The 24816-nt window shown below is 60.3% G+C and carries 23 protein-coding genes; 16 read left to right on the top strand and 7 right to left on the bottom strand.

The annotated features are described in order from the left end of the window. The first annotated feature begins 68 nt into the window (after window positions 1–68). On the top strand, window positions 69–2699 hold the full coding sequence (locus IGW03_RS27070) for a sensor domain-containing protein (protein ID WP_194725655.1): 2631 nt from the start codon (window positions 69–71) through the stop codon (window positions 2697–2699). Between the two features lie 434 nt (window positions 2700–3133). Here the strand turns inward: IGW03_RS27070 and IGW03_RS27065 are convergent, their stop codons facing one another. The 3 genes from IGW03_RS27065 to IGW03_RS27055 all read right to left on the bottom strand — a co-directional run bounded on the left by IGW03_RS27065 (window position 3134) and on the right by IGW03_RS27055 (window position 6347). Beyond that, window positions 3134–5362 carry a malate synthase G gene (locus IGW03_RS27065; RefSeq protein ID WP_194725654.1) on the bottom strand — a complete coding sequence of 743 codons (2229 nt, stop codon included), beginning with the start codon at window positions 5360–5362 and terminating at the stop codon, window positions 3134–3136. 101 nt (window positions 5363–5463) lie between these two features. Next, on the bottom strand, window positions 5464–6150 hold the full coding sequence (locus IGW03_RS27060; RefSeq protein ID WP_194725653.1) for a haloacid dehalogenase type II: 687 nt from the start codon (window positions 6148–6150) through the stop codon (window positions 5464–5466). Window positions 6151–6194: 44 nt separating this feature from the next. Continuing rightward, complete coding sequence (locus IGW03_RS27055; protein ID WP_194725652.1) at window positions 6195–6347, bottom strand: hypothetical protein; 153 nt, start codon at window positions 6345–6347, stop codon at window positions 6195–6197. Window positions 6348–6609: 262 nt separating this feature from the next. Between IGW03_RS27055 and IGW03_RS27050 the strand changes: the two genes are divergently transcribed. Next, window positions 6610–8067 carry an ATPase domain-containing protein gene (locus tag IGW03_RS27050; RefSeq protein WP_194725651.1) on the top strand — a complete coding sequence of 486 codons (1458 nt, stop codon included), beginning with the start codon at window positions 6610–6612 and terminating at the stop codon, window positions 8065–8067. A 37-nt stretch (window positions 8068–8104) separates the two neighbouring features. Next, on the top strand, window positions 8105–9793 hold the full coding sequence (locus tag IGW03_RS27045) for a response regulator (protein ID WP_194725650.1): 1689 nt from the start codon (window positions 8105–8107) through the stop codon (window positions 9791–9793). Between the two features lie 18 nt (window positions 9794–9811). Here the strand turns inward: IGW03_RS27045 and IGW03_RS27040 are convergent, their stop codons facing one another. Continuing rightward, on the bottom strand, window positions 9812–10195 hold the full coding sequence (locus IGW03_RS27040; RefSeq protein ID WP_194725649.1) for a hypothetical protein: 384 nt from the start codon (window positions 10193–10195) through the stop codon (window positions 9812–9814). Window positions 10196–10355: 160 nt separating this feature from the next. Here IGW03_RS27040 and IGW03_RS27035 point away from each other — a divergent pair, with 160 nt between their 5' ends. Then, complete coding sequence (locus tag IGW03_RS27035) at window positions 10356–10931, top strand: hypothetical protein (RefSeq protein ID WP_194725648.1); 576 nt, start codon at window positions 10356–10358, stop codon at window positions 10929–10931. Between the two features lie 19 nt (window positions 10932–10950). Beyond that, window positions 10951–11376 carry a DUF7684 family protein gene (locus IGW03_RS27030; RefSeq protein ID WP_194725647.1) on the top strand — a complete coding sequence of 142 codons (426 nt, stop codon included), beginning with the start codon at window positions 10951–10953 and terminating at the stop codon, window positions 11374–11376. Window positions 11377–11443: 67 nt separating this feature from the next. Here the strand turns inward: IGW03_RS27030 and IGW03_RS27025 are convergent, their stop codons facing one another. After that, window positions 11444–12406: a fasciclin domain-containing protein gene (locus IGW03_RS27025; protein WP_228536122.1), complete on the bottom strand. Its 963-nt coding sequence runs from the start codon at window positions 12404–12406 to the stop codon at window positions 11444–11446. Window positions 12407–13198: 792 nt separating this feature from the next. Here IGW03_RS27025 and IGW03_RS27020 point away from each other — a divergent pair. After that, window positions 13199–13567, top strand: coding sequence for a nuclear transport factor 2 family protein (locus tag IGW03_RS27020; RefSeq protein WP_194725646.1), 369 nt, complete (start codon window positions 13199–13201; stop codon window positions 13565–13567). A gap of 42 nt (window positions 13568–13609) precedes the next feature. Here the strand turns inward: IGW03_RS27020 and IGW03_RS27015 are convergent, their stop codons facing one another. Both IGW03_RS27015 and IGW03_RS27010 read right to left on the bottom strand, forming a co-directional pair. After that, window positions 13610–15334, bottom strand: a complete 1725-nt coding sequence (locus IGW03_RS27015; RefSeq protein WP_194725645.1) for a methyl-accepting chemotaxis protein — start codon at window positions 15332–15334, stop codon at window positions 13610–13612. A 218-nt stretch (window positions 15335–15552) separates the two neighbouring features. After that, a complete protein-coding gene (locus IGW03_RS27010; protein WP_228536124.1) occupies window positions 15553–16116 on the bottom strand; it encodes a DedA family protein in 564 nt (187 codons plus the stop codon). 348 nt (window positions 16117–16464) lie between these two features. Here IGW03_RS27010 and IGW03_RS27005 point away from each other — a divergent pair, with 348 nt between their 5' ends. The 10 genes from IGW03_RS27005 to IGW03_RS26960 all read left to right on the top strand — a co-directional run bounded on the left by IGW03_RS27005 (window position 16465) and on the right by IGW03_RS26960 (window position 24676). Continuing rightward, window positions 16465–17238, top strand: a complete 774-nt coding sequence (locus IGW03_RS27005; RefSeq protein WP_194725643.1) for an ABC transporter ATP-binding protein — start codon at window positions 16465–16467, stop codon at window positions 17236–17238. After that, the gene (locus tag IGW03_RS27000; RefSeq protein ID WP_194725642.1) at window positions 17235–18230 is read left to right on the top strand and encodes an ABC transporter substrate-binding protein; all 996 of its coding nucleotides are present in this window, start codon (window positions 17235–17237) and stop codon (window positions 18228–18230) included. Before IGW03_RS27005 ends, IGW03_RS27000 begins: the two co-directional genes overlap by 4 nt. Window positions 18231–18347: 117 nt before the next feature. Beyond that, window positions 18348–19121 (top strand): ABC transporter permease, encoded by a 774-nt coding sequence (locus tag IGW03_RS26995; protein WP_194725641.1) that lies wholly within the window; start codon window positions 18348–18350, stop codon window positions 19119–19121. Window positions 19122–19146: 25 nt separating this feature from the next. After that, window positions 19147–19983, top strand: coding sequence for a type 2 periplasmic-binding domain-containing protein (locus tag IGW03_RS26990; protein WP_228536121.1), 837 nt, complete (start codon window positions 19147–19149; stop codon window positions 19981–19983). A 247-nt stretch (window positions 19984–20230) separates the two neighbouring features. Then, entirely contained in the window at window positions 20231–21259 is a 1029-nt protein-coding gene (locus IGW03_RS26985) for an AI-2E family transporter (RefSeq protein ID WP_194725640.1), read from the top strand. A 230-nt stretch (window positions 21260–21489) separates the two neighbouring features. Then, window positions 21490–21786 (top strand): hypothetical protein, encoded by a 297-nt coding sequence (locus IGW03_RS26980; protein ID WP_194725639.1) that lies wholly within the window; start codon window positions 21490–21492, stop codon window positions 21784–21786. Window positions 21787–21824: 38 nt separating this feature from the next. After that, window positions 21825–22178, top strand: a complete 354-nt coding sequence (locus IGW03_RS26975; protein WP_194725638.1) for a CZB domain-containing protein — start codon at window positions 21825–21827, stop codon at window positions 22176–22178. Window positions 22179–22255: 77 nt separating this feature from the next. Then, on the top strand, window positions 22256–23170 hold the full coding sequence (locus IGW03_RS26970; protein WP_194725637.1) for a queuosine salvage family protein: 915 nt from the start codon (window positions 22256–22258) through the stop codon (window positions 23168–23170). A 274-nt stretch (window positions 23171–23444) separates the two neighbouring features. Next, window positions 23445–23990 carry a sigma-70 family RNA polymerase sigma factor gene (locus IGW03_RS26965; protein ID WP_194725636.1) on the top strand — a complete coding sequence of 182 codons (546 nt, stop codon included), beginning with the start codon at window positions 23445–23447 and terminating at the stop codon, window positions 23988–23990. Then, complete coding sequence (locus IGW03_RS26960; RefSeq protein WP_194725635.1) at window positions 23987–24676, top strand: anti-sigma factor; 690 nt, start codon at window positions 23987–23989, stop codon at window positions 24674–24676. The genes IGW03_RS26965 and IGW03_RS26960 overlap by 4 nt, the downstream gene beginning before the upstream one ends. The last annotated feature ends 140 nt before the right edge of the window (window positions 24677–24816 follow it).

The raw sequence follows: 24816 nt of genomic DNA, 5'->3' as shown, positions 1-24816 counted from the left end.
TCGTTGGGTTTCCATGCGGTAATATTTCCAAACTGTTTGGACTACCGTAATGGATCTAAATACAAGCCATGAAATATGTATCCAATCCTGAGAAAACCCTAAAGCGCGGCAAAAAATTGGATCGGTATACAACCCGCTCGAAGATAGCATCGAATGCAGGCGCGAGAACTGAGAGGCACGAATTGGCTGGGGCTGTTCCGGAACTCGAAAGCATCGGAGGCTCAACACAATTGGCCGCGCCTCTGGATAGTCGACTGATCACCATGCTCGAAAGCATATCCGATGCGTTTTATATGCTTGATCTTGAGTGGCGGTTCATTTATGTGAACAAGAATGCGGAACACTTTCTTCAGAGACCGCGCACTGAACTGCTGGACAAGGTGATTTGGGAAGAATTTGCGGCAGCAGCTGGCAGTATTTTCGAGATCCAGTATCGCCGCGCCGTACAGGAAAACCGTGCGATCTCGTTTGAAGCCTATTATCCGCCGCTCGACAAATGGGGAGAATTGCGGGTTTCCCCTTCTGCAGAAGGCTTGGCCATCTATTTTACGGACATCTCCGAACGCCGGCGCCGCGAAGAAGCTCTGCGTGCGAGCGAGGAGCGCTTCAATATCGTCATGAAGGCGACCTCTGATGCAGTCTGGGATTGGAATGCGAGGTCGCATGAGACATGGTGGAACGAAAACGTCGAGTTGCTGTCTGGCTGCCCGCGAGAAGAGATTGGGACCGGCATAGATTGGTGGCGTGATCGTATCCATCCTGAGGACCGTCAGCGAGTATTGCATCGCGTGCGCAGCACCCTTGAAGGCGGTACCGAATACTGGATGGATGAATACAGGTTCTCCCGGCGCGATGGATCCTATGCCTTTGTCCTGGACCGGGGGTATGTGCTTCGAGATTCGGAAGGCAATGTATCGCGCATGGTCGGCAGCATGACAGACCTGTCAGAACTCAAGCAGGCTGAAATTGAACGCGACCGGTTATCGAAGGAGAAAAATCTCCTGCTGGAGTCAACAGGCGAAGGTATCTGGGGCATAAATAGCCATGGGCTATGCACCTTCATCAATCGCGCTGCGGCTCAAATGCTGGGATATGAAGTGCAGGATGTGCTTGGCAAAGACATGCATGAGCTCGTCCATTACCGGCATGCAGATGGGTCTGCTTATCCTGCCGAACACTGCCCCATTTTTCGAGCTTATCATTCCGGCGAGGGATCCTATGAAAAAGATGAAGTCTTCTGGCGCAGCGACGGCACATCGTTTCCGGTCGAATACACAAGCTATCCGATCCTCGATGAAGGGCGCATCATGGGAAGCGTGGTCACGTTCCGGGACATTACGGAACGCAAGGCCGCCGAAAGCAAGATTGAGCATCTGGCGTTCTATGATTCATTGACCCAACTGCCCAACCGCCGCCTTCTCATGGAGCGATTGAGCCATGCTTTAGCACGGAGCCGCCGGAATTCCAGTGGCGGAGCACTGCTTTTCATGGATCTGGATAATTACAAAACCCTCAACGACACTTTCGGTCACGACAAGGGAGATCTCCTGCTGCAGCAGGTTGCCGGCCGATTGTTGTCATGCGTGCGCGCCAGCGATACCGTGGCTCGCTTGGGCGGTGACGAGTTCGTGATCATCCTGGAAGATCTGAGCACTGTTCCATGCGCGGCGGCATCGCATGCGAAGCTCGTCGGTGAAAAGATTCTGTCGGCGCTCAAAGAGCCGTACGCCCTCGGCCCGGTCAAGTATTTCGGCAGCGCCAGCATGGGAATCACCCTTTTCGAATACCAGGACGAAAGCCCCAATGAAGTGCTGAGGCGGGCTGATCTTGCCATGTACCGGGCCAAGGGAGAAGGGCGCAATACCCTGCGCTTTTTCGATCCCGAAATGCAGGCCGCGGTCATGGCAAAGGCTGCGCTCGAAGCGGACCTTCGCCAAGCGTTGCAAGACGAGCAGCTGGTGTTGCATTACCAGCCGCAAGTGAACTCGGAAGGCAGGGTGACAGGCGCGGAAGCGCTGGTCCGATGGCAGCATCCGGAGCGCGGGATGATTTCTCCCGCCGAATTCATTCCCGTGGCTGAAGAAACGGGGCTGATTCTTCCGCTCGGCCGCTGGGTATTGGAATGCGCATGTCGCCGGTTGGCGATGTGGGCGCGCAAGGAAGAAACCGCTCATCTCACTCTTGCGGTGAACGTCAGCGCAAGTCAATTGCACTGTCCCGATTTTGTCGAAGACGTGCTGAGAACGCTGGAAATCACCGGCGCCAACCCACATCGTCTCAAAATCGAGCTGACCGAAACCCTATTAGTAGACGACGTCGAAGGCACCATTGACAAGATGGCGGCGCTAAAGATCAAGGGGGTCGGCTTTTCGCTGGATGATTTCGGAACCGGCTATTCCTCATTGGCGTATCTAAAGCGACTTCCGCTTGATCAACTGAAAATTGACCGTTCATTCGTGAGCGATGCGCTGAACGATCACAATGCCGCTGTTATTGTCAATGCGATCATCATGCTGGGAAGAAGCATCGGCCTCGAAGTCATGGCAGAAGGAGTCGAGACGGAAGCGCATTGCGAATTTCTCGCTAAAAACGGCTGCCAGTTCTACCAGGGCTTTTTCTTTAGCCGGCCATTGGTTGCTGAGCGGTTTGAAGCATTGGTACATACCGGGCTGCAGCAAACTTTCTGCGCTACAGCATGAAATGGCTGTAGCTTTCATATGGATTCGACAGAGTCTAGCAAACCGCGAGTGAGTGGCATACGGTCAGGGCGTGTGAAGGCATGTTTATGACCGCCCTAATCTCTGTAGATGTTTCTAAGTTTGCGGCGACGATCCAACGACGGGCTGCTTCCGGAAGGTGGGTACTCCCGGTTTGGGTCGATATAGGCCCGTCAACCGAAACCAGGTAATGGCTGCTTTTACATCCTTGAATGACGTTAGTTGCGAGCACTGAAATGCCCGCACATGTCGCCGAATTCTTCAGTTTCATGACGACATGAAAAACAAAGGCCCCTGTCTGCGGAAGCTGACAGGGGCCTTTCAATAAACCAAGGCAGCAAGGATACCGATGGCCTCAGCCTGCTGCCGTCAAGAGCGCGTCGTCCTGACAAGCCGAGGCCGTCAATCCTGCCTGCTTACCGAGGCATCTCAGCCTTCACACGCAAACGCCATGCATGCAGCAGCGGCTCGGTGTAGCCGCTCGGCTGCTCGAGGCCCTTCAGCACCAGATCGCGTGCGGCGCGGTAGGCATAGGAAGCCTCGAAGTTCGGCGCCATCGGCTTGTAGAACGGATCGTTGTCGTTCTGAGCGTCCACCACCTTGGCCATGCGCTGCAGGGTTTCCTCGACCTGTTCTTTGGTGACGATGCCGTGCAGCAGCCAGTTGGCGATGTGCTGGCTGGAGATGCGCAGCGTGGCGCGGTCTTCCATCAGCCCGACGTTGTGGATGTCGGGCACCTTGGAGCAGCCCACGCCCTGGTCGACCCAGCGCACCACGTAGCCGAGAATGCCTTGCGCATTGTTGTCCAGCTCCTGCTGGATGTCGGCGGCGGACCACTTGGCTTCGGCGGCGACCGGAATCGTCAGCAAGTCGTTCAGCAGGCGCGCAGTTTCGGCATTGGCGTCGATCTTCTCCAGTTCCTTCTGCACATTGGCCACGCTGATCTGGTGGTAGTGCAGCGCATGCAGGGTTGCGGCGGTAGGCGAGGGCACCCATGCAGTGTTGGCGCCGGCCTTGGGATGCGCGATCTTCTGTTCCAGCATCGCGGCCATCAGGTCGGGCATCGCCCACATGCCCTTGCCGATCTGCGCGCGTCCGCGCAGGCCGCAGGACAGGCCCACCAGCACGTTGCTGCGCTCGTAGGCGGACAGCCAGGCGCTGGTCTTCATGTCGCCCTTGCGCAGCATCGGGCCGGCATGCATTGCGGTATGCATCTCGTCGCCGGTGCGGTCGAGGAAGCCGGTGTTGATGAAGGCCACGCGGGCGCGCGCTTCGTTGATGCAGGCCTTCAGGTTGACGCTGGTGCGGCGCTCTTCATCCATGATACCGAGCTTGACGGTGTTGGCCGCCAGGCCGAGCATGCCTTCGACGCGGCCGAACAGCTCGCTTGCGAAGGCGACTTCCGCGGGGCCGTGCATCTTCGGCTTGACGATGTAGACCGAGCCGGTGCGCGAGTTGCCGATGGTCTGGCCGGCCTTGCGCTTCAAGTCGTGCAGCGCGATGGTGGTGGTGACCACCGCATCCATGATGCCTTCCGGGATTTCCTGGCCGTTTTCCAGCAGGATCGCCGGGTTGGTCATCAGGTGGCCGACATTGCGCAGGAAGAGCAGCGAACGGCCGTGCAGGGTCACCACGCCGTCCTTGGCATTGGCGGCGCCGACGCCGGCGGTGTACTGGCGGTCGCCGTTCAGGCTGCGGGTGAAGGTCTTGTCGCCCTTGGTGACGCTTTCCGACAGCGAGGCCTGCAGGATGCCGAGCCAGTTGCTGTAGGCCAGCACCTTGTCCTGCGCATCGACGGCGGCAACCGAATCTTCTAGGTCGAGAATGGTCGACAGCGCGGATTCGATCACGACGTCGGCCACGCCTGCCGGATCATCCTTGCCGATGCGCGTGCCGCGGTCGATCTGGATGTCGATGTGCAGGCCGTTGTTGATCAGCAGCACCGAAGTCGGTTCGCTGGCCTGGCCCTGGTAGCCGATGAACTTGCTCTCGTCGGCCAGACCGGTGGTGCTGCCGTTCTGCAGCTTCGCGCTCAGCTTGCCGTCGACGACCTGATAGGCCGTGACTTCGCGATGCGAGCCGCTGGCCAGCGGAGCTGCCTGGTCGAGGAAGCCGCGGGCGAAGGCAACCACCTTGGCACCGCGGATCGGGTTGTAGCCCGTACCGTTGGGGCCGGCCTTGGTCGCGCCGTCGCTTTCGGGAATGGCGTCGGTGCCGTACAGCGCATCGTAGAGCGAACCCCAGCGCGCATTCGCGGCATTGAGCGCGTAGCGGGCATTGAGGATCGGCACCACCAGCTGCGGGCCGGCCTGCAGGGCCAGTTCGGCGTCGACGTTGGTGGTCGTGGACTGCACATCCTGCGGCTGCGGCACCAGGTAGCCGATGGACTCCAGGTGGGCACGGTAGGCCTCCATGTTCTTGATCGGACCGGGGTTGGCCTTGTGCCATTTGTCCAGCTCGGTCTGCAGGCGATCGCGCTCTGCCAGCAGCGCGGCGTTTTTCGGGGCCAGGTCGTGGGCGATGGCGTCAAAGCCCTTCCAGAATGCAGCGCTGTCGATGCCGGTGCCGGGCAGCACCTTGTCTTCGATGAAGCGGTACAGAACGTCGGCAACCTGGAGCCGATGGCAAGGAGTGCGATTAGTCATGGTGAGAGACCTCTTGTGGTTGTTTATGGTTGTAATGGCGATACGTGATAAGACAATCGGTTACGGGCGATGCGGCGCTTGAATCCTCGGCCTTTGAATCCTTATCCATGGCCGGCTTCCTGCCTGACGAAGGCCGGCAGGTCATCCAGCGTGCGGCCCTCCCGGCTGGGCGTGACGCCCAGTTCCTCCATCGGCGCTCCGGTGCGGTTGACCCAGAAGGTCCTGTAGCCGAACCAGCTTGCGCCGCAGACATCCCAGCCGTTGCTGGAGACGAACAGCATGTTCTTTGGCGCTACGCCGAAAATGTCCGGTCCCATCTGGTAAACCTCGGGCGCGGTCTTGTATTTCCTGACGCTGTCGACTGAGAGCAGGTGATTGAACAGCGGTTCCATCCCGGCCGCCTTGACCACGGTTTCCAGCATCTGCGGATTGCCGTTGGAAAGAATGGCCAGCTTGAAGCCGTCCTCTTTCAACTGTTCAAGGACGGACACGCACTCGGGAAAGGGCTGCAGCTTTGCGTATTGCGACATCAATGCATGCTGTGCGTCCAGCGTCAGGTCGAGATCAAGCTTCTTGCAGGAAAAGACCAATGCATCCTGGGTGATTTCCCAGAACGGCTTGTACATGGAACACAGCGTGCGCAGCTGGGTGTACTCGATCTGCTTGGCCCGCCAGAGACTGGCCAGCGCCTCGCCCTTGCCGCGAAACAGCTTTTCCGCCAAATCGCTGATCGAGTAAACGTCGAACAGCGTGCCGTAGGCGTCGAAGAGAATCGCTTGAATAGGCATGGCTGCGCAGTGTGCTATTGGAAATGCAGCCAGTGTATTTGTTATTAAAAGCGATAGGTGAAGGCAAAAGTGAATTCATTTTTGCGTTTTGGTAAAAAGTGCTTGGCCATCTCTAAAACGACAGGCATGAGTTCCGATGCCTCCGGACCAATGCCGCGAACTTTTCCTTGCGATTTGCGATACTCGGGCAGGAACATATTGATGTGTTCGCAACCATACAGATCGAATATGACGTTACATTCTCCCAACATTGGCTCACAAGACAGGCATGAGCGACATGACCGATGCGGGTTTGGCCACCAGGAGGAGGGCGTCTTTGCCATCATCAAAAGGCTGGCCCGCTATTTGCTGCTCGCCCGAGGCACAGGAATGATTGGCAGCAAACGTACTGTGGAACGGGATCAACCCGCGGCTTTCAAGGCTGCGTACCCGATCTTGAAAATTGCATAGGATCCGGAATTGGAAAATCAGCAAAAGTTACTTACCGGAATACCAGAGTTCGATGTGGTGCTCCGAGGGGGATTGTTAAAACACCGTATTCATTTGCTTGAAGGTAAGCCGGGCACCGGCAAGACGACCATCTCGCTGCGCTTCCTGATAGATGGAGCACAGCGCGGCGAGAAGTGCCTGTACATCGCGCTGTCGGAAACCGAACGTGAACTGCGGGCAACGGCGCAAAGCCACGGCTGGTCGCTGGACGGCATCGATATTGCGGAAATCATTCCGGTTGAAGTCGACCTGGAGCGCCAGCAAAGCGTGCTGTTTCCTGCCGAAGTGGAACTCGGCAAGACCATCAAGCTGATCACCGATTGCATCGAAAAGCATGCGCCTGATCGTATCGTCGTCGACTCCGTATCGGAACTTCGCCTGCTGGCCGAAGAGCCCATGCGCTATCGCCGGCAAATTATTGCGCTGAAACAGTTCCTGCTGCAGTACCAGGCAACCACCTTGCTGCTTGACGACCTGACCATCGAGCCGCGCGGATACGACCTCGAAAGCACCGTGCACGGCGTGGTGCTGCTGGAACAGCGCGAACGCGCATTCGGTTCCGTGCGCCGTTCGATGCGGGTCATCAAGATGCGCGGCGCCGATTTTCAAAGCGGCTGGCACGATTTTGCAATCGTCAAGGACGAAGTCCTGGTGTTTCCCAGCCTGATCGCCGACGAACATCATCGCGAGAGGTCCACCGAGCCAATGTCGAGCGACGTGCCGGAACTGGATCAATTGCTGGGCGGCGGCCTGGTATGCGGCAACTCGGTGCTGATACTCGGTCCCTCCGGCGTGGGGAAATCGTCGCTGGCCCTGCAGTATGCCAATGCAGCGGCAAAACGGAACGAGCGCGTCGCCTATTTTTCATTCGACGAATCGTCCGAAACATTGCTGGAGCGCGCCACCGGCCTTTCCATGTCGATTGCCGATGCCATCAAGCGCGACTCCGTGCATTGGGAGCGCATCAACCCGTCACGCATTTCGCCGGGCGAATTCATCTGGAAAGTCAGGCGGCAGGTAGAAGACCATAACGTCAGTGTCGTGGTCATCGACAGTTTGAATTCCTATCTTGAAACGATGCATGAAGAGCAGGCCCTGATGCTGCAGATGCATGAACTGCTTTCGTATCTGGGCAACATGGGAGTGCTATGCCTGATGGTGGTGGGGCAGGCCGGGCTGCTGGAGAACGTGCGGGACCCGCTGGATATCTCGTTCATTACCGATACCGTCATCCTGCTGCGCTTCTATGAAGCGGAAGGCGAAGTCCATAAAGCCATATCAGTCGTGAAGAAGCGGCCGGGCTGGCACGAGACGACCATCCGCGAATACACGCTTGCGGATTCCGGCGTGCAGGTAGGGCCGCAATTGCATGATTTCGAAGGCGTGCTTACGGGCACGCCGCGCGTAAGCAAGGGAAAATCGGCATGACTCCAAGGACCCTGATGTATCCGGGGCAGACGGCGGCATGAGCAATCCGACCGTCTACATGGAGCAGGCGGTTATTGTCGTTTTCGCGTCCTTCGGACGCGATGCCCAGACCTTGGCGGAGATCATCGAACGTACCGGCGCACAGGCATTCGTCTGCCGGTCGGGCAATGAACTCTGCAGTCTCTTCGACGATTCCACCGCTGCCATCGTCGTCACCGAAGAGTCGCTGCGGGAGGCAACCGACACGATCTTGTCCTGCCTGACCGCGCAGCCCGCATGGTCGGATGTGCCGGTCATCATTTTGAGCGGAGGCCATGGCCGGGCCGGCGCACCGGCACGCTGGCGGCTTTTTCGGCAATTCGGCAATGTGACGGTGCTGGACCGACCGCTATCCGGCGACGCATTGATGATTGCGCTGGAGGCGGCCTGCCGCGCCCGTGCATGGCAGTACGTGGTGCGCGACCAGATGCACAAGCTGGAAGCGAGCAATGTCGACCTGGAGCAAAAGGTTCGGGAGCGCACGCATGCGCTGCAGCTTGAAACCGATGAGCGCAAGCGCATCGAAGGCGCGCTGAACGAAGCGCGGCGGCTGGAAGCGATCGGGCGCCTGGCAGGCGGCATTGCGCACGATTTCAACAATCTTCTGCAGGTCATCTCCGGCGCATGCGAGATGCTGCCCCATGCCGGCGACAATGCCGATCGCGGCGAAAGGCTTATCGGGACCATTCTGCGTGCGACGGAACGCGGCAGCAAGCTGACGCAGCAGCTGCTGGCATTCGGCCGCCGCCAGGTGCTGTCCGACAATGCGCTGGATGTGGCCCGGCACCTGACGGAGATGAAGGACCTGCTTCGGCAGTCGCTGCGTGAGAAGAACAGACTCGAACTGCGGCTGCAATCGGACTTGTGGCATGTCCGTGCGGACGTGACGCAGCTCGAAGTGGCCATGCTCAATCTGATGATCAATGCCAAGGATGTCCTGCCGGCCGGCGGCAATGTCACGCTCGCCGCGCAGAACGCCAGGCTGCCGACGCCGGACATTCCAGAGATTGCCGATCTGTCCGGTGATTTCGTCTGGATCAGCGTCAGCGACGACGGTCCCGGCATGCCGACGGAAGTCGCAGCCCAGGCCTTCGAGCCGTTTTTTACCACCAAGCGCATCGGAGAGGGCAGCGGCCTGGGCCTGAGCCAGGTCTATGGCTTCGCCAAGCAGTCGGGCGGCGCCGCATGGATCAGAACCAGCGAGCACGGTACCGAAGTATCGATCCTGCTGCCGCGCGGCGCAGCCGAAAGCCCGAAGGCCGAGCAGCAAGACGATGCGGCTGACGGCGCAACACGGCTGCGCGGCCTGCGCATACTCTGCGTGGAAGACGACGAGGCCGTCGGCGAGATCGCGCAGGCAATGCTCAATGCCTTCGGCTGCAAGGTGGATAGAGCGATCAATGCCGATGCGGCTTTGCAAGCGAACCTGCAAGACTACGATCTCGTGTTTTCCGATGTGCTCATGCCAGGGTCCATGGACGGCATCGACATGTCGAGGAAGATCGCCGAGCGGCGGCCCGATCTGCCGATCCTGCTGGCCAGCGGTTACATGGTGGCGCCGGAGCGGCTGCGGGAACTGCGGGTGCATGCCATTGCCAAGCCTTATACCTCGGACATGCTGCGGACGGCGCTGTTGCACTGCCTTGGAGAGGCAGATCGAGGCAGCACCGGCCGCGGTCCGGTCTGATGCATTAACCAAGCATGCTTAAACGGCCCTGCGCCTTTCCATCAATTCCCTGTAGGAATGCGGATGCTCCTTCTGCAGGCGGTCGAGGGCATCGCTGGCTTCAAGATAAGCGGATTGCCGCATATCGCGCTTGATCTTCTGGATCTGCTCGCAGGCGGAACGCAGCTTCCTTTTCGTTTCCTCGTTGATGTCCTCGCCGTCGGCAAGCGCCAGCACGATTTCCGTGAGCCAGCCCAGCTGTTTGCCATAGCTGGCAACCTGGGTCACCACCCGTTCCTCGATCGCGGGGTTGCCGGCATAGTTGACGGTAAGCGACGGCGAGAACCAGGGCGTCGTGATGCGCTGAAGCACGTCGCCTGCGGGAGCCTGAAAATTCCAGAACGGTGTATATCCATAGTTCATGCTTTCCTCCCCGGGTCATGGACAGGTCATTGCATCGGCTTGAAGAGCGGATGCGATCCGGTTGATTATCGCCGCTCCTCGAAGGCGAAAGCACTTGCGGCGATGACCTATCGAAACATCCGTGCCGTGAATGTCCTGCACGACAATTTGTCGAAGCGGAATGCAATCCTTTTTCCAACTACCGCAGATGCAACGCCTGACCGTGCGCGGACGCCTCGCCTACGACCTGCCGCCGAGACGCTCCAGCAAGCCCTACGACAAGCGCTCGCTGGTGGCGACCCTGCCCGACGACGACCTGGACTTGCTGTACCAGTGGTTCGTCGAGCGCCGGTACGGCCAGGCGCTGCGGCTGAACCGCCCCATCTTCGGCACGCATGTAACCATCGTCCGGCACGAGGAGCATGTGCCGAATATGCAGTATTGGGGCAAGTATGAGGGCGTTGACATTGACGTCGAGTACGACGTGGAACTGCGCCGGCATTTCGGTTTCTGGTCGCTGCCGGTCTACAGCGATGTTTTCCAGCAGATACGGGCAGAACTGGGCTTGCCGCCCGAACCTGATTTCCATATCACCATCGGCCGCCAGTTCGACTGGCAGCCGATCCCCCCGGCAGCAAGGCGCTACGCGCATCAGATCCGAAGGGAAAGGGAAGAGCGCGAGCGGCGCTGCGAAGAGCACAGCGGGAGCAGCCCGCCAAGCGAAGGCGGTACAATCTCGCCCCAATCCATCCGATGAATCGCACGAGTCAAGTGACATGCACAACACTGCCCTGCATTATCTCCACCTGCAGCCCGACGGCGAATTGCCGCCGCTGGAAAACAAGCCGCCGTTCAAGGCCATTCTCATCATCGACGACGAAGTCTCCGAGATGTGGCGGTGGGAAGTTTGCCGCTGGCTGGTCGAGAAGGGCTGCCGCTATCTGATGGCCTGGGGCAGGGAAAGCGAAGCGTGGAAGGAATCGGTCGAGGATGCCTGCCTGGAAGCCTTCGACTATGAAGACGTGCCCGAAGACAAACTCGTCATCGCGTCATCGCATGATGATGAGGAATTGTCGGATGTGTTCTGGTTCTCCAAGCATCGCGCTCATCATCCTGCGCATGAACTCAAGCCGGTGTGGCTGCTGCACGTCGCCGCCGAGGCCAGGCAGGAAGCCTTGTTTTCGGAATATGAAGACGCTTGACTGAAGTGCTTCGCCATGGCGACATATTGATCGCCATGGCAGCCTTGCTGCAGCGGCTGAACGAAACTTACAACCTCGGTATCAGCACCTTGTCGACCAGGTGAATCACGCCGTTGCTGGCGCGTACATTGGTGGCGGTGATGCGCGCCGGAGTCGAGGTGGTGTCGGTGATCGTCGGCGGCGTGCCGGCATTGAAGGTGATCGCCTGGCCCGCCACAGTGGCAACCGGCGTGTTGAAGGGGATCTGCGAGGCCAGCACCTGCGAACCGAGCACATGGTAGGTCAGCACGGTGGAAAGCTGCTGCGTGCTCAGGCCGGACGGCGCGGCGGCGAAGGCGGCATTGGTCGGTGCGAACACGGTGAATGGTCCGGCGCCCGTCAGCGTGCCCTGCAGGTTGGCGCGCGTGACGGCGGACACCAGCGATGACAGCTCGGGATTGAGCTGCGCCATCTGCACGATATTCAATACGCCCGGCGGCACCAGCACCTTGTCGATCGCGTGGATCACGCCGTTGCTGGCGGCAACATCGGTGGCAACCACATTGGCATTGGTCAGGACCGCATCCCCTACCTTGACGCCGCCCGCGGTGCTGACCGTGACCAGCGCCGGCTGCCCTTCGAAGGTGTACAGCGTCGGCTGGCTGGATTGGGCGGCGGCGGTCAGTTGCGACGCCGGCTTGTTGCCGGGAAGGACGTGATAGGTGAGGATGTTTTTCAATGCCGCCGCCGGCAGTGCGCTGACCATCGCGTTGGCGTTGGCGAATCCGAGCGTGGTGGCAAGATTGTTGAAAGCGGCGTCGGTGGGCGCCAGCACGGTGAGCTGTGCATTGGTATCGGACAGTGTCGACCCCAGTTCGGCCTTGGTGGCCGCGGCAAGCAGGGCGGTGAAGCCGCGATCCTGGGCTACCTTGTCGATGGTGGTGGCTGCCGCGGTCGCGGTCGTTGTGGCCGGCAAGTCGTCATCGCCGCCGCCGCAGGCGGTAAGAAATGCAGTCGCCATGACTGCGAACAGGTAGGTTGCGCGTCTCATGTGATTCTCCTTGAACGGTGGGGCGGGACTTCGATGGCCTCTGCCATGGCCGAATAATAGGAAAGCGCACGATATCGCACTTGAGGTTTGTCAAAGGAAAATGATGTTTTGTCTTGGACAAAATTCTTTATCTTTCCTCTGATTCCTTCGTCGAAGCGATGTAAGGCCTAAAAATTAGCCAGTTGCAATAACATTTGCAACGATTCTGATATAGACAAAAGTTTGTGACAACGAATTGGTGGCCCTGCCGTTGCGTAGTGCGCGTGACCTGCACGGATGAAAGCCCTTGTGCTCCTGAAGATGACACGCAGCCTTATACCAATCCCAAGGCATAACATGCCATGAGACCGATGGATTTTTTCGACTGGCAAGGCGCGGGAGGAATCCATAGCGGGGCTATGGATGACGAGCGCAACGCGGGCAGGCGGAAAAATCCATCGGTCTCATGGCATGTTATGCCTTGGGATTGGTATTACACCCGGCCGTCGCTTCAAGCGAACTGCCGAAGGAGATGTCATGAAGCTGAAACTGACACTGATTGCCGCATCGCTGGACCTGTCCTGCGCCGGACAGGCCCATGCACAGCAAGCCTGACAAGGTCATACGCTCGCACGTTGGCGAGCCGGCAAAGCGTTGCCTGGCATGGCGCTGGGCAGCATTGCGTGCAGGCGACCTCCTGAGCGCGCAGTCTCTCGATGGCTGCCGGCCGCTTTACCTGCGATGTAATCGCCTTGGTGCCCGCATCGCTGCAGAATGGCTTCGTCGTCATCAAACATCTTCAAGGAGCCAGCGATGAAATCACCTCATGAAATTGCAGAACAATATCTCGCAGCCTGGAATGAAACCGATGCACCGCGCCGCCGTGCTCTCGTGGAGCAGGCTTTCGGCAGGGAGGCGTCTTATCAGGACCCGCTGATGAGCGGGGCCGGGCATGCGGGCATCGATGCGATGATCGCCGGCGCGCAGGTCCAGTTTCCCGGCATGCGTTTCACGCTGGCGGGTACGCCCGACGGCCATCATGACGTGGTGCGCTTTTCATGGACGCTCGCCGCGCCGGGCCAGGCGCCGGTGGCGCATGGCTCCGATGTGGCGACGATTGCTGATGGGCGCATCAGTACTGTGATCGGCTTTCTCGACAAGGTAAGCCAGCCGGCGGCTTAGTCCGCGCCAAGCCCGCCGCATGTCGGGCTTGGTGCCGTCCGGTTAAAACTCTTCCCAGCCGTCGCCTTCCCCAGTTGGCAGCGCTCGCCGTTTCACCGGCGCCGGCAGGGCGGCTGCAGGTGAGGCTATCTGAGCCGATGTCTGTGCCGGCATCCGTACAGGCGCCGCAGCTGTCGGCACAGCCGCCTGCGGCGCTGCGGCCGGCATGCCGTCGAGCGTGAAGAAGCCGACTGACTGTGCCAGCGTACGCCCCTGCTCCTGCATGGCTCCCGCCGCCGCCGTAGCCTGTTCAACCAGGGCCGCGTTTTGCTGCGTGGTCTGGTCCATCTGGCTGATGGCCTGGTTGATCTGCTCGATGCCGGAACTCTGTTCCTGGCTTGCAGCAGCAATCTCGCCCATGATGTCCGTCACCCGCCGCACGCTTTCGACGATCTGCTGCATGGTGGCGCCCGCGCGGTCAACCAGCTTCGTCCCCGATTCTACGTTCTCGACCGAACTGTCGATCAGCGACTTGATTTCCTTGGCCGCATCCGCCGAACGTTTCGCCAGGCTGCGCACTTCTGCGGCGACGACCGCGAAGCCGCGTCCCTGCTCGCCGGCGCGGGCGGCTTCCACCGCCGCATTGAGCGCCAGGATGTTGGTCTGGAAGGCAATGCCGTCGATGACGCCGATGATGTCGACGATTCTCTTCGAAGACGCATTGATCGAGCCCATGGTCCGCACCACCTCGCTCACCACGCCGCCGCCCTGGCCGGCGATCTCCGATGCCGTGGCGGCAAGCGCATTGGCCTGGCGCGCATTGTCGGCATTCTGCCTGACGGTGGATGTCAGCTCTTCCATCGAGGAGGCGGTCTCCTCCAGCGAAGCCGCCTGCTCCTCGGTGCGCGATGACAGATCGCGGTTGCCGGCAGCGATCTGCGACGATGCGGTGGCCATGGTATCGGTGCCCTGGCGCACTTCGCGCACGATCTTGGCGAGGCTGTCGCGCATGGTTTCCATCGCATGGATCAGGCTGGTCTGGTCGCCGGCGCGCGTTTCGATCGGCATCGCAAGATTGCCGGCTGCAATCTGGGTTGCGATCTCCACCGCATAAGCCGGTTCGCCGCCGAGACGGCGCAGCAGGCTGCGCACGATCAGCGTCGCGCCGGCAATGCCCGCGATCAGTGCAAGCAGTCCGGCGCCGATCAGGAGCGTGCGGCTCATGTCCGAAATGGCATTGATCTCGGCGGCGCTGGCATCAATACCCTTGCGCTGTTCTTCAAGCAGGGCGTTGACGGCATCCAGATACTGGCTGGATGCCGGGATGAAGGTCTTTTCGAGCAGCGTCGTGGCTTCGAACAGGCTGGCGTTGGCCTTGGCCCGTTCGATTTCCTCCCGCGCCGCCGCATAGACCTTCCGCCGCGCCGCGATGTCCTCGAACAGCGCCTTTTCCTTCGGCGAGACAAGCATCCGTTCGATACGTTTCTGCAGCTCGTCGCTGGCCGCCGTGCCCTGCGCGATCTCCTTGGCGAAGAAGTCGCTCACCGCCGAATCGGTGCTGACCGCCACCGCTGCGGTGCGCCGCACGCCGGTATGGATGTTGCGGTACCAGTCGCTCACCAGGCGTTCCTTGGCCAGCGGCGCCCGCATCATGTCATTGGTCTTGCCTGCCACGTCGCTGAAACGCCAGACCGACAGGGCGGTAGTGCCTGCCATGAGTACTAGAACGAGTGCGAAGGCGAGGCCGATCTGCCGCCCGATGGGTATGCTTGAATTATTTTTTTTCATGTCGCTGCTTGGATGAATCTGAATGAATTGGCAAGGCCGATCTGCACCGGAATGGGACGGAACCCATGTCCGGCAGATCGTTATTGCAATCAAGCAATGGCCATGCCATGCGTTAACTCACGAAAGCGGCAGAGACGAGAGAGCGGCAGTAATGAAGAAGCGCGATCTGAAAAGACCGCGTTCATGGGCGCGGCAAAGGCCGACTCTGTGGAGAATGCTCAGCGGTCGGGATCGTTCTTGCGGCGCTGCACGATCAGATAGCCGATGGTGCAGCTGAGAAGCACCGTTGTCACCACGATGATCTGCGTGACATCCGAGCTGGCGCCGAGGAGGTGAATGCCATAGCCGGCCGCATAACCGACAAGGGCAAAGGCGATGGCCCAGACGACGGCGCTGAGAATGTTGAGCAGCTGGAAGGGAATGACGCCGATACCGCTCATGCCGATCATGACAAGACCGACGATGCGCAGACCGTACAGGAAGCGGAGCGAGGGCACCAGCAGGACATGATGGCGCGCTATCAGGTCGTCGATGCGTGCCTTGCGGTTGCACAGGGATGGAAACCGGGTCAGCAAGGACGCGCCATAGAGACGGCCGGCATAGAAATAAGGCTGGTCGCCGAGAAAGCTTGCCGTTGCCGCAATGGCAATGACGAGCGGCATTGCGAGATGGCCGTGATAAGCGGCCAGCCCAGCCGCGATGACAACGGTCTCGCCTTCGAGGAAGGCGCCGAGCGCAAGGGCAAGATATCCATATTGCTGAATGAAGCCGGCCAGTGTCATCGAGTCCAATACCTTATGAATCAGGCTACATAGAGCATCCCAGTCGACATTTAGTTGCAGACCTTACTGCAATCTGCGGACAGTGTATTGAGCTAGGTCGCAAATTTCCCCCTCTCGCGTTGTCGTTTTGACCACGGAGCCAAAGTGAAATAACTTATGCCGTCACCGCATAAGCAAAGGAGTTAAAAATTGTTGCTCCATTGCGTTCCGGCCAATAAAGTACGCTATAGAAAAAACCAATTAAAATGCGCATTCGCATAATTTGCAGGATGTGCAAAATGCTTCGGACCTTAAGCAGTTGATATTTGTCTATGCACGTTTGGCGGTTCGAATCTGAAAAGTATCCCGATGAAGCTCACCTTTGACAATATTTCCAAGCAGTACGGCAGTCTGCATGTGATCGAAAATTTCAGCCGCGAATTCGAGGAGGGCCAGCTGGTTGCGCTGGTTGGTCCCTCGGGTTGCGGCAAGTCGACGCTCCTGCACATCGCCGCCGGACTGGAGAAGCCCAGCGGCGGCAATATCCTTGCGAACGGTCAGCCGGTGCGCGGCCCGCATCCCGAACGTACGCTGATGTTCCAGGAGAATGCCCTCTATCCGTGGCTGACGCTGGCGCAGAACGTGGCGCTGGCGCTGGAACTCCAGAAAGTCGACAAGAAGGCGGCGCGCGAACAGGCGTTCCAGTGGCTCGAGAAAGTCAATCTGAAGAGCTTCGAGGATTACTATCCGCACCAGGTGTCCGGCGGCATGCGCCAGCGCGCCGCGCTGGCCCGCGCCTTTATCTCGCATCCCAAGGTCCTGCTGCTCGACGAGCCTTTCGGCGCGCTCGATGCGCTGACCCGCATGACCCTGCAGGATTCGCTGCGCGACCTGATCCGCGAGGCGCGGCCGACCGTGCTGCTGGTCACCCATGATGTCGACGAGGCGCTGTTCCTGGCCGACCGCATCCTGGTGTTCAGCAACCGCCCGGCAACGGTGCTGAAGGAATTCAACCTGGCGCATCACGAAAAGACGCACGACCTCTCGGAGTTCGCCGCGATGCGCCGTCAAATCCTGGGCCTGCTCGGCATTCACGCCGAACAGGACGATGTGGCCAAGTTACTTGAAGGAGCAGAAGTATGAAAATGACAAAAATGATCGGCGCAACCCTGGTTGCGTTTGCACTGGCAAGCCAGGCGCAGGCCGCGGAAAAATTCAAGGTCGGCTATCTGCGGGTGATGGACGATGCACAGGCCATCGTCGCGCAGGAAGCGGGCTATTACAAGAAGCAGGGCTTGGACGTGGAACTGGTCGAGTTCAAGTCGGGCACCGACCTGATCAAGGCCATCGTCGGCGGCCAGTTGGACTCCGGCGTGCTCGGCTTCACCAATGCCGTCGCCTGGGCTTCCAAGGGTGCTGACCTGAAAGTGGTTGGCGGCGCGCAGCACGGCTACCACGCGATCCTGGCCCGCGAAGACGTGGGCATCGCCAAGGTGGCCGATCTCAAGGGCAAGACCCTGGCATCGCAGGCCGAAGGCAGTACCGCCGACACCGTGCTCAAGGGCGTGGTGCTGAGGGATGCCGGCCTCAAGGCCGATGACGTGAACGTGATGGGCGTGAGCCCGCAGGTGGCGGTGCAGTCGCTGGTCGGCAAGCGCGTCGACGCGGCGTTCCTGTTCGAGCCGCAGGCCAGCATTGCGCAGCTGATCGCGCCGGTCAAGCAGATCTACGAGATCGGCGAAGTCTGGCCTTTCCCCTGCATGGTGGTGATCACTTCCGGCGAAACCCTCAAGAAGCGCAAGGACGCGGTCTGGAAATCGCTCGATGCGCAGCGCGAAGCCATCGACCTGCTGCAGAAGAAGCCCACCGACGCCGCCAAGCTGATCGCCGGCTACTTCATTTCCGAACCGACGCTCAAGACATTGAAGAAGGGCGAGATTGCACGCGAGGTGGTGATCACCGATGCGATCAAGAGCCAGACTTTCAGCCCGGTGCTGACCCAGAAGGAACAGGCGCGCATGCAGGAAATCGCCAACATCCTGCAGGAACAGGGTTCCCTGAAGACGCGTGACGGCAAGCCCTTCGACGTCAACAGCGTGCTCGACCTGAGCTGGCAGAAGGACCGCAAGCTCTGATTCTGAGCCTTGCGCTTTGCCGGCAGGTCCGGCAACGATGGTTCGATAAAGACCTACCGATAAAGACGTACCCGCAACGATGGCCGGATCTTCCGGCCATCTTCATTCAAAGCAATAATGAGCAACAGAACACGCCTCTCCGGTTACCGCAAGAAAGTCGCTTTCGTACTTGCGGTCATTTTCATCCTGTTCGGTTGGCAGGTCGCCGCATGGTTCCTGCCTGATTTCCTGATGCCCGACGTGCCGACGGTCATCGTGCGGCTGTGGCAGGACATCCAACAGGAAAATTTCCGCGCGGCGCTCTGGGGCAGCCTGGCCCGTCTCGGGGTGGGCTACGGTTCGGCGCTGCTTCTGGGTATCGGATTCGGCCTGATCGGCGCGGTACTGTTCTTCTTCCGCGAAGTGCTGAAGTCGGCCATCATCATCCTGCAGTCGATTCCCTCGATTGCCTGGGTGCCGCTGCTGCTCATCGTGATGGGCTTCGGCAGCCTGCCCATCATCGTGGTCGTCGCCATCGCCGCCTTCTTCCCGGCCGCGCTGTCGGTGATGAACGCCACCGAGAGCGTGCAGCATGTGCATGTGTCGGCGGCGCGCGTAATGGGTGCATCGCGCTGGGACCTGCTCAAGCGGGTCTACCTGCCGGCGGTGATGCCGGAGCTGATCACCGGCGCCCAGCTGGCGTTCGGCAATGCATGGCGCGCTCTGATCTCGGCCGAGATGCTGGTCGGCTTCGGCAAGGGCCTCGGCCGCTCTCTGTCGTATGCAGGCGAGACCGCCGACATGGTCGGCGTGATGACCAATATCCTGGCCATTGCCATCCTCGCGCCGCTGATCGACCAGCTGCTGCTCGAAAACCTGAAGCATCGCGTCCTGCGCTACCAGTACGTGTGAGTTTGCCAAACTTCAAATGCCTGCCATGTCCGCATCCCGCCCCCTGATGAACGCCTCGCGCATTCTGTCCGGCACATCGCTGGTGCTGGCGGCGTGCGTGCTGCCGCAGGCGGTGCATGCCGGCGGCGGGCTGGACGAGGCGGCGCAGCGCAAGCAGCTCGTTGCCGGCGTCCGTTACGTGGACCCGGAATACAAGGGCGGAATGAAATTCCGCACGCCCGACGCCATCGACAACGCGCTGGTGCAGGAGCTGGGCAAGCGCCTGCGCCTGCTCGCATCCGCGGTACGCGTTGCCCCGGAAGACGCCGGTGTGGCGCTCGACGCCGGCAAGGCGCATGTCGTGCTCGCCGCCGTGCGGGACGATGCGCCGGTGCACAAGTCGGCCACCGTCATTCCGCTCGACTACGCGGTCGGGCCGATGGCCATCATGCGCACCGATACCGACATCAAGAGCTGGCCGCAGCTCAAGGGACGCAAGGTTTGCCTGTCCGAAGGCGGACTCTATGTCGGCACGCTTGCCGCGCAATACGGCGCCGTTGAAGTCGTCAAGCGCGCCCCGGCGGATTCGCTGCTGGCCGTGCGCACCGGCGACTGCGATGCCGCCGTGCATGACAACACCATGCTGGAAGAACTGATCAGGCTGCCGGAATGGAAAAAGTTTTCCGCGCGCCTTCCTGTCGCGGCGCCGCGCGCGCGGCTGGCGTTCATCGTGCAGAAGAGCGATGCGAAATCGGCGGCGGCGCTGACGCGCATCGCCAGGGAATGGTCTGCCAACCGTTATCCCGATCATCTCGTCGCCAAGGCGGTCAAGCATATCGCCTTCGAGGTCTATCTCGACCAGGACGTGCCGGACTGTCATTAAGCGCACGTCAGACACCCGATTCCCCCTGGCATGGGATTGCATTGAGCAAATGCAAAGCCTGCCTTTGCGGCCAGAAACAATTGCAAGGCCCGATGTCCAAACTTGCAGGAAGGGTTCACCATGAACCCCGTCACGCAAGGAGCACATCATCGCCGAATCCGTCGACGAGTCCAGAGCGCCCGCACCGCATGTACCGCAGGCACAGCAGGCCGGACAGAAGCAGAGCCGCCGCGAAGACCGGCACTTCATGCACCGCACCGTGCTGTTCGATACGGTCAGCCTGCTGTTCGTGGCGGTTGCGGGCATCGTCTGGTATGCCGCCGATGTCCTGATGCTGGTGTTTGCCTGCATACTTTTCGCCATCCTGCTGTACGACATGAGCCGCCGCGTCCGGCAATGGCTGCATCTTCCGCACTGGCTGGCTCTCAGCCTGGTTGTTACCCTGCTGGTCGTGGTCCTTGCTGGCGCGAGCTGGCTGATGGCGCCGCAGGTATCGCAGCAGGCAGGGGAGCTGGCAGAGACTGTTCCGAAAGCGCTGCAGGATCTGCAGAAGCGCCTGTCCGAATACCCCATGCTGGAGCAGCTGATGGGTGGTTTGCCGCCGCCAGACGAAATGGCCGGCAAGCTGGCGTCTGCGCTGCCGCAGGCAGGTCTCTTCTTTTCCGGTCTGCTCGGCGTGGTGGGCAATATCGCCATCATTGCATTCGTCGGCGTTTATCTCGCTTATCAGCCGGGCATCTACATCAACGGCATCGTGACCTTGGTGCCGCAGCGCAAGCGGGCACGCGTGCGCGAGGTGTTCGATGAACTCGGGCGCACGCTCGGCCAGTGGCTGGCCGGCAAGGCGGTCTCCATGCTGGCGGTGGGCGTGGCCACGACGGCCGGACTGGCGCTGCTCGACATTCCGCTTGCGCTGGTGCTCGGCATCATCGCCGGGCTGCTCGATTTCATTCCCTATGTCGGCCCCATCATGGCCGGCATACCGGCGGTGCTGATCGCGCTGACGCAGGATACCGTGCAAGCCGGCTATGTCGCTCTGCTGTTCCTCGTCGTCCAGCTTGTAGAAGGCTATCTGCTAATGCCTCTGATCGAAAAAAGAACCGTATCCCTGCCGCCGGCACTGACCATCGCCATGCAGGTGCTGCTCGGCGCGCTGCTCGGCATGGCGGGCGTCGCGCTGGCCACGCCGCTTGCTGCCGTCGCTGCAGTGCTGATCACCATGTTGTACGTGCAGGACGTGCTTGGCGATCGCGTCAGGACGCCGAGCGAAAAGTAAAACCGCATCGTCTCCTTTCGGCCCGCCGCTGCGCAGGTCGCCCGGCGGTTCGCAACAATCCGCGCAATATGCGCAATCCCGCATTGAATCCGCGCGCCAAATCTGCCATTATCGGAATTGCCCATCAGAAACCATGCATGCGCCTCCTGCGTTCCTGCATCTCGGCAGGCGAGCATGGCCATGGCATGATGGGAGTGCTATTGGTTTTATCAGGAATGAAAGACAGCGTTATGGCTTCAGAAGATATCCAGACCGGCACTATCCCGGTCAAGACCGCGGCCGAACTCGGCCTGACCGGTATCGACTTCCCCAGCGACTTCACCGCACGCTTCATGGCGATGGATGCCAGCGGCTGCTGGTATGCGTTCGATGCCCGGCCCACCTATGAATACGAGGAGTGGAAGCTCAGCGGCGGCAAATGGTTCGAAATCGGCAGCGATGACAAGGATGGTGCGACCCGTACGCCGGCATTCGCCCAGGGAATGGACGCATCGGATGCGCTGTTCGAAGTTGCTCTCGCCCAGTAGGCTTGACCCGCGCTGGCGTGTTCCAAACGGAGGATGACGTGAATCTCGAAGAGGCACTGGCAAAAGATGCGGAGATGAAGCCCAAGCTGCTTGCCGCCATCACCGGCAAGCATGAACTGGATGTCAAGGGCGTTGCCAAGCTCGATGCCTGCATGCTCGGCAACTGGCTACACGGCGAGGGTGAACGCCGCTTCCGCTTCCTCAAGCAATACCAGCCCTGCCTGGACGCACATGCGGCCTTCCATGCGGAGCTGGAAAAGGTGGTACGGCAGATCAACCTCGGCGAGTACGAACAGGCGCAGGGAATGCTGGCCAATGGCACGCCCTGCACCAAGGCCTTTGTCGCCCTGGTCGGGGCGGTGAGGCAGCTGAAGGCAGAGGCAAAGCTGTAGAAAAACCGCAGCGCGCAGTCCCGGGCATTCTGCCGGTTAATGTTTCATTGATGTTTCATTGACGTTTGCGGAGCAGGATGACAGACCACCACAGCGCGAAGGACCGCCTCATTGCCCGGGCCAGGCTCGACTACCGGCCCGAACTCGTCGCCATCGATGCCGAGGCGATCGAGCGCCTGCCGGCGCGCGCGGACCGTTTCACCCACATGTCCGTCGGGCTGTCCGGCCATCGCGCGGGCAGAACAGCTGCCGGGGCGGCAGCGTACAGCATTGCATTGAACAGCCTGAACTTCATGTTCTGGACCCCGACACCGCAAGGCATGTCGCGCTACGACTGGCGCGGCGAAGGCGGAACCAACGGCCTGAAGGCGGCATTCGCGCATGCCTGGGGCGAGGAGGCGACGCCCGCGGGCCTGCGCCGGCGGCTCGGTTCCGGCGAGCCGGAAGCGGTCAGCGAACTCTTCGGCGATATTCCGCTGCCCAAGCGCAGGGCTCACTTCCTGCGCGAAGTGCTGGCGGAGAACCGCCTGGAACAGGCCGCCGCGGAATTGATGGCCTCGGCTGCCGCCGGCTCGCTCGGTGCCGGCGACGCGCAGCGCCTTGCACAACGTTTTCCCGTTTCCTTCGGCCAGGACCCCTATCTCATGCGAGCGCAGCTTGCGGTCATGTGGTTCGCCAGCTATCTGGGCGAACAGGGCCGCGCCGTTGATTGCGACGTATGCGTCGCCGCCAACTACCAGATGCCGCGCGTCATGCGTTCCATCAAGGCCTTGCGGTTTTCGGCGGAGCTGGCCGCGAAGATCGACAGCCATGTCCTGCTTCTGCGCGGCAGCGAGGAGGAGGGTGCGATTCGCGCGGCAACCGTGCTGGGCATGCAGATGATGGCACGGCATCTGGGCGTCTCCGAGCCGGCCATGGTCAACGTCCTGTGGCAGAACCGCGGTGCCTGCGGTGCGATGCCGCATCACCTGACCATCACCACTGATTACTAAGTGTGCTTGCCAGAATGCCGATGGCCGGACGCGACGATGAAGATGGCACGACGTACGGTAAAAAACGCAAGGCCGTAAGGGAATATGGACAAGCCCCTTAAATTTGCAGCAAGAAGCGTGCAATATCCGTCCGCGACTCCAGGCCATAATGATTTTGCTTAAACAATGAAATCCAACAAGCGTCATTCTCAAAAGCACAGTCCTATAATGCCTCGCCACGTGTATTGAATGGAATGCCGGCAATTACACAAGAAGAATCCCAACGGGCAACTGGATGCTGACCGAGACCTTTGATTACGAAGCACAGTTGCTGGCATGCGCACGCGGCGAACGGGACGCGCTGCGCCGTCTTTATGAACATGAGGCACGCTGGCTGATGGGTGTCGCCTTGCGCATTGTCCGCCGGCGCGAGATCGCCGACGAAGTGCTGCATGACGCTTTTCTGCAGATCTGGCACAAGGCATCCACTTTCGACAAGTCGCTGGGCTCGGCACGCGGCTGGATCTACAGCATTGTGCGGCATCGCGCGCTCAATGCGATACGCAATGCGGAGCGCGAAGTCGCCACGCCTGAAGCAATGGCAGACAGAGAAGACGAAGACAGTGCGGGCCCCCTGGAAACGCTGGCGCAGCATCGTGCCGCTTCCGCACTGCATCGTTGCCTGGGACATCTCGATGAAGACAAGCGCAGGTGCATTCTGCTGGCGTATGTCGACGGATATACGCACGCCCAGATCGCCGCGCATCTGCAGCGCCCGTTGGGTACCGTGAAAGCCTGGACGCGACGTGCGCTGCTCCTGCTGAAGGAGTGCCTGGGATGAACTTCGCCGATCGAGATGAAATGCACGTGCTGGCCGGCGAATATGCGCTGGGCCTGATGTCGGCTGAGGAAAGGTCGACTTTCGAAAGAGAATTGCAACGCAATCCCGCGCTGGCGGCGGCTGTCGGCGATTGGAATGACCGTCTGCTGACCTTGTCCCCGCCCGAGAGCGAAATCGCGCCTTCCGACGGCCTCTGGCAGCGTATCGAAAGCGATTTGCCCCGCAAGACACAGGTACGCCGAACATTCAGCCTATGGCACAGCCTGCCGTTCTGGCGCGCAAGCAGTTTCGCCGGCGCGATGGCTTCCGCCCTGCTTGCGTTCAGTTTGCTCATTACTGTACCCGCATCGCGCCCGCCTGACTATGTCGCGGTGCTACAGAATGAGAGCACAGGCGCCTCCTGGATCGTGGAAGTCGACAAGGAGGCGGCGCGTCTGCGTCCGCTGGCGACAGTTTCCGTGCCACCGGGTAAGGCACTGCAATTCTGGACGAAGCCGGAAGGCGCAGCCGGACCCACGTCTCTGGGCTTGCTCGGGACTGACCAGCATGCCATCGTGCCGTTAAGCAAACTTCCAGGTATCAGCACAAATCAGCTGTTCGAAGTGACGCTGGAGCCGGAATCAGGATCACCGCTCGACCGGCCGACCGGCGCAATCCTTGCTCTTGGAAAAGCGGTTCCGCTGTGATTGCAACTTCATCGGCGCAATCCTCCTTCGTCGGATAAAAATTTTTTCTTCCCCCTGCATCCAATCTGTCTTCCCGCGGGTAGTAAGGATGTCGATCGTTTCCGCGGATCGTTCGGACTGAAGCAGTCTCGCCGGCACAT

This window comes from Noviherbaspirillum malthae (assembly GCF_015352985.1).
Classification (GTDB): domain Bacteria; phylum Pseudomonadota; class Gammaproteobacteria; order Burkholderiales; family Burkholderiaceae_D; genus Noviherbaspirillum; species Noviherbaspirillum malthae.
This window is presented reverse-complemented; position numbering and strand designations above follow the sequence as displayed.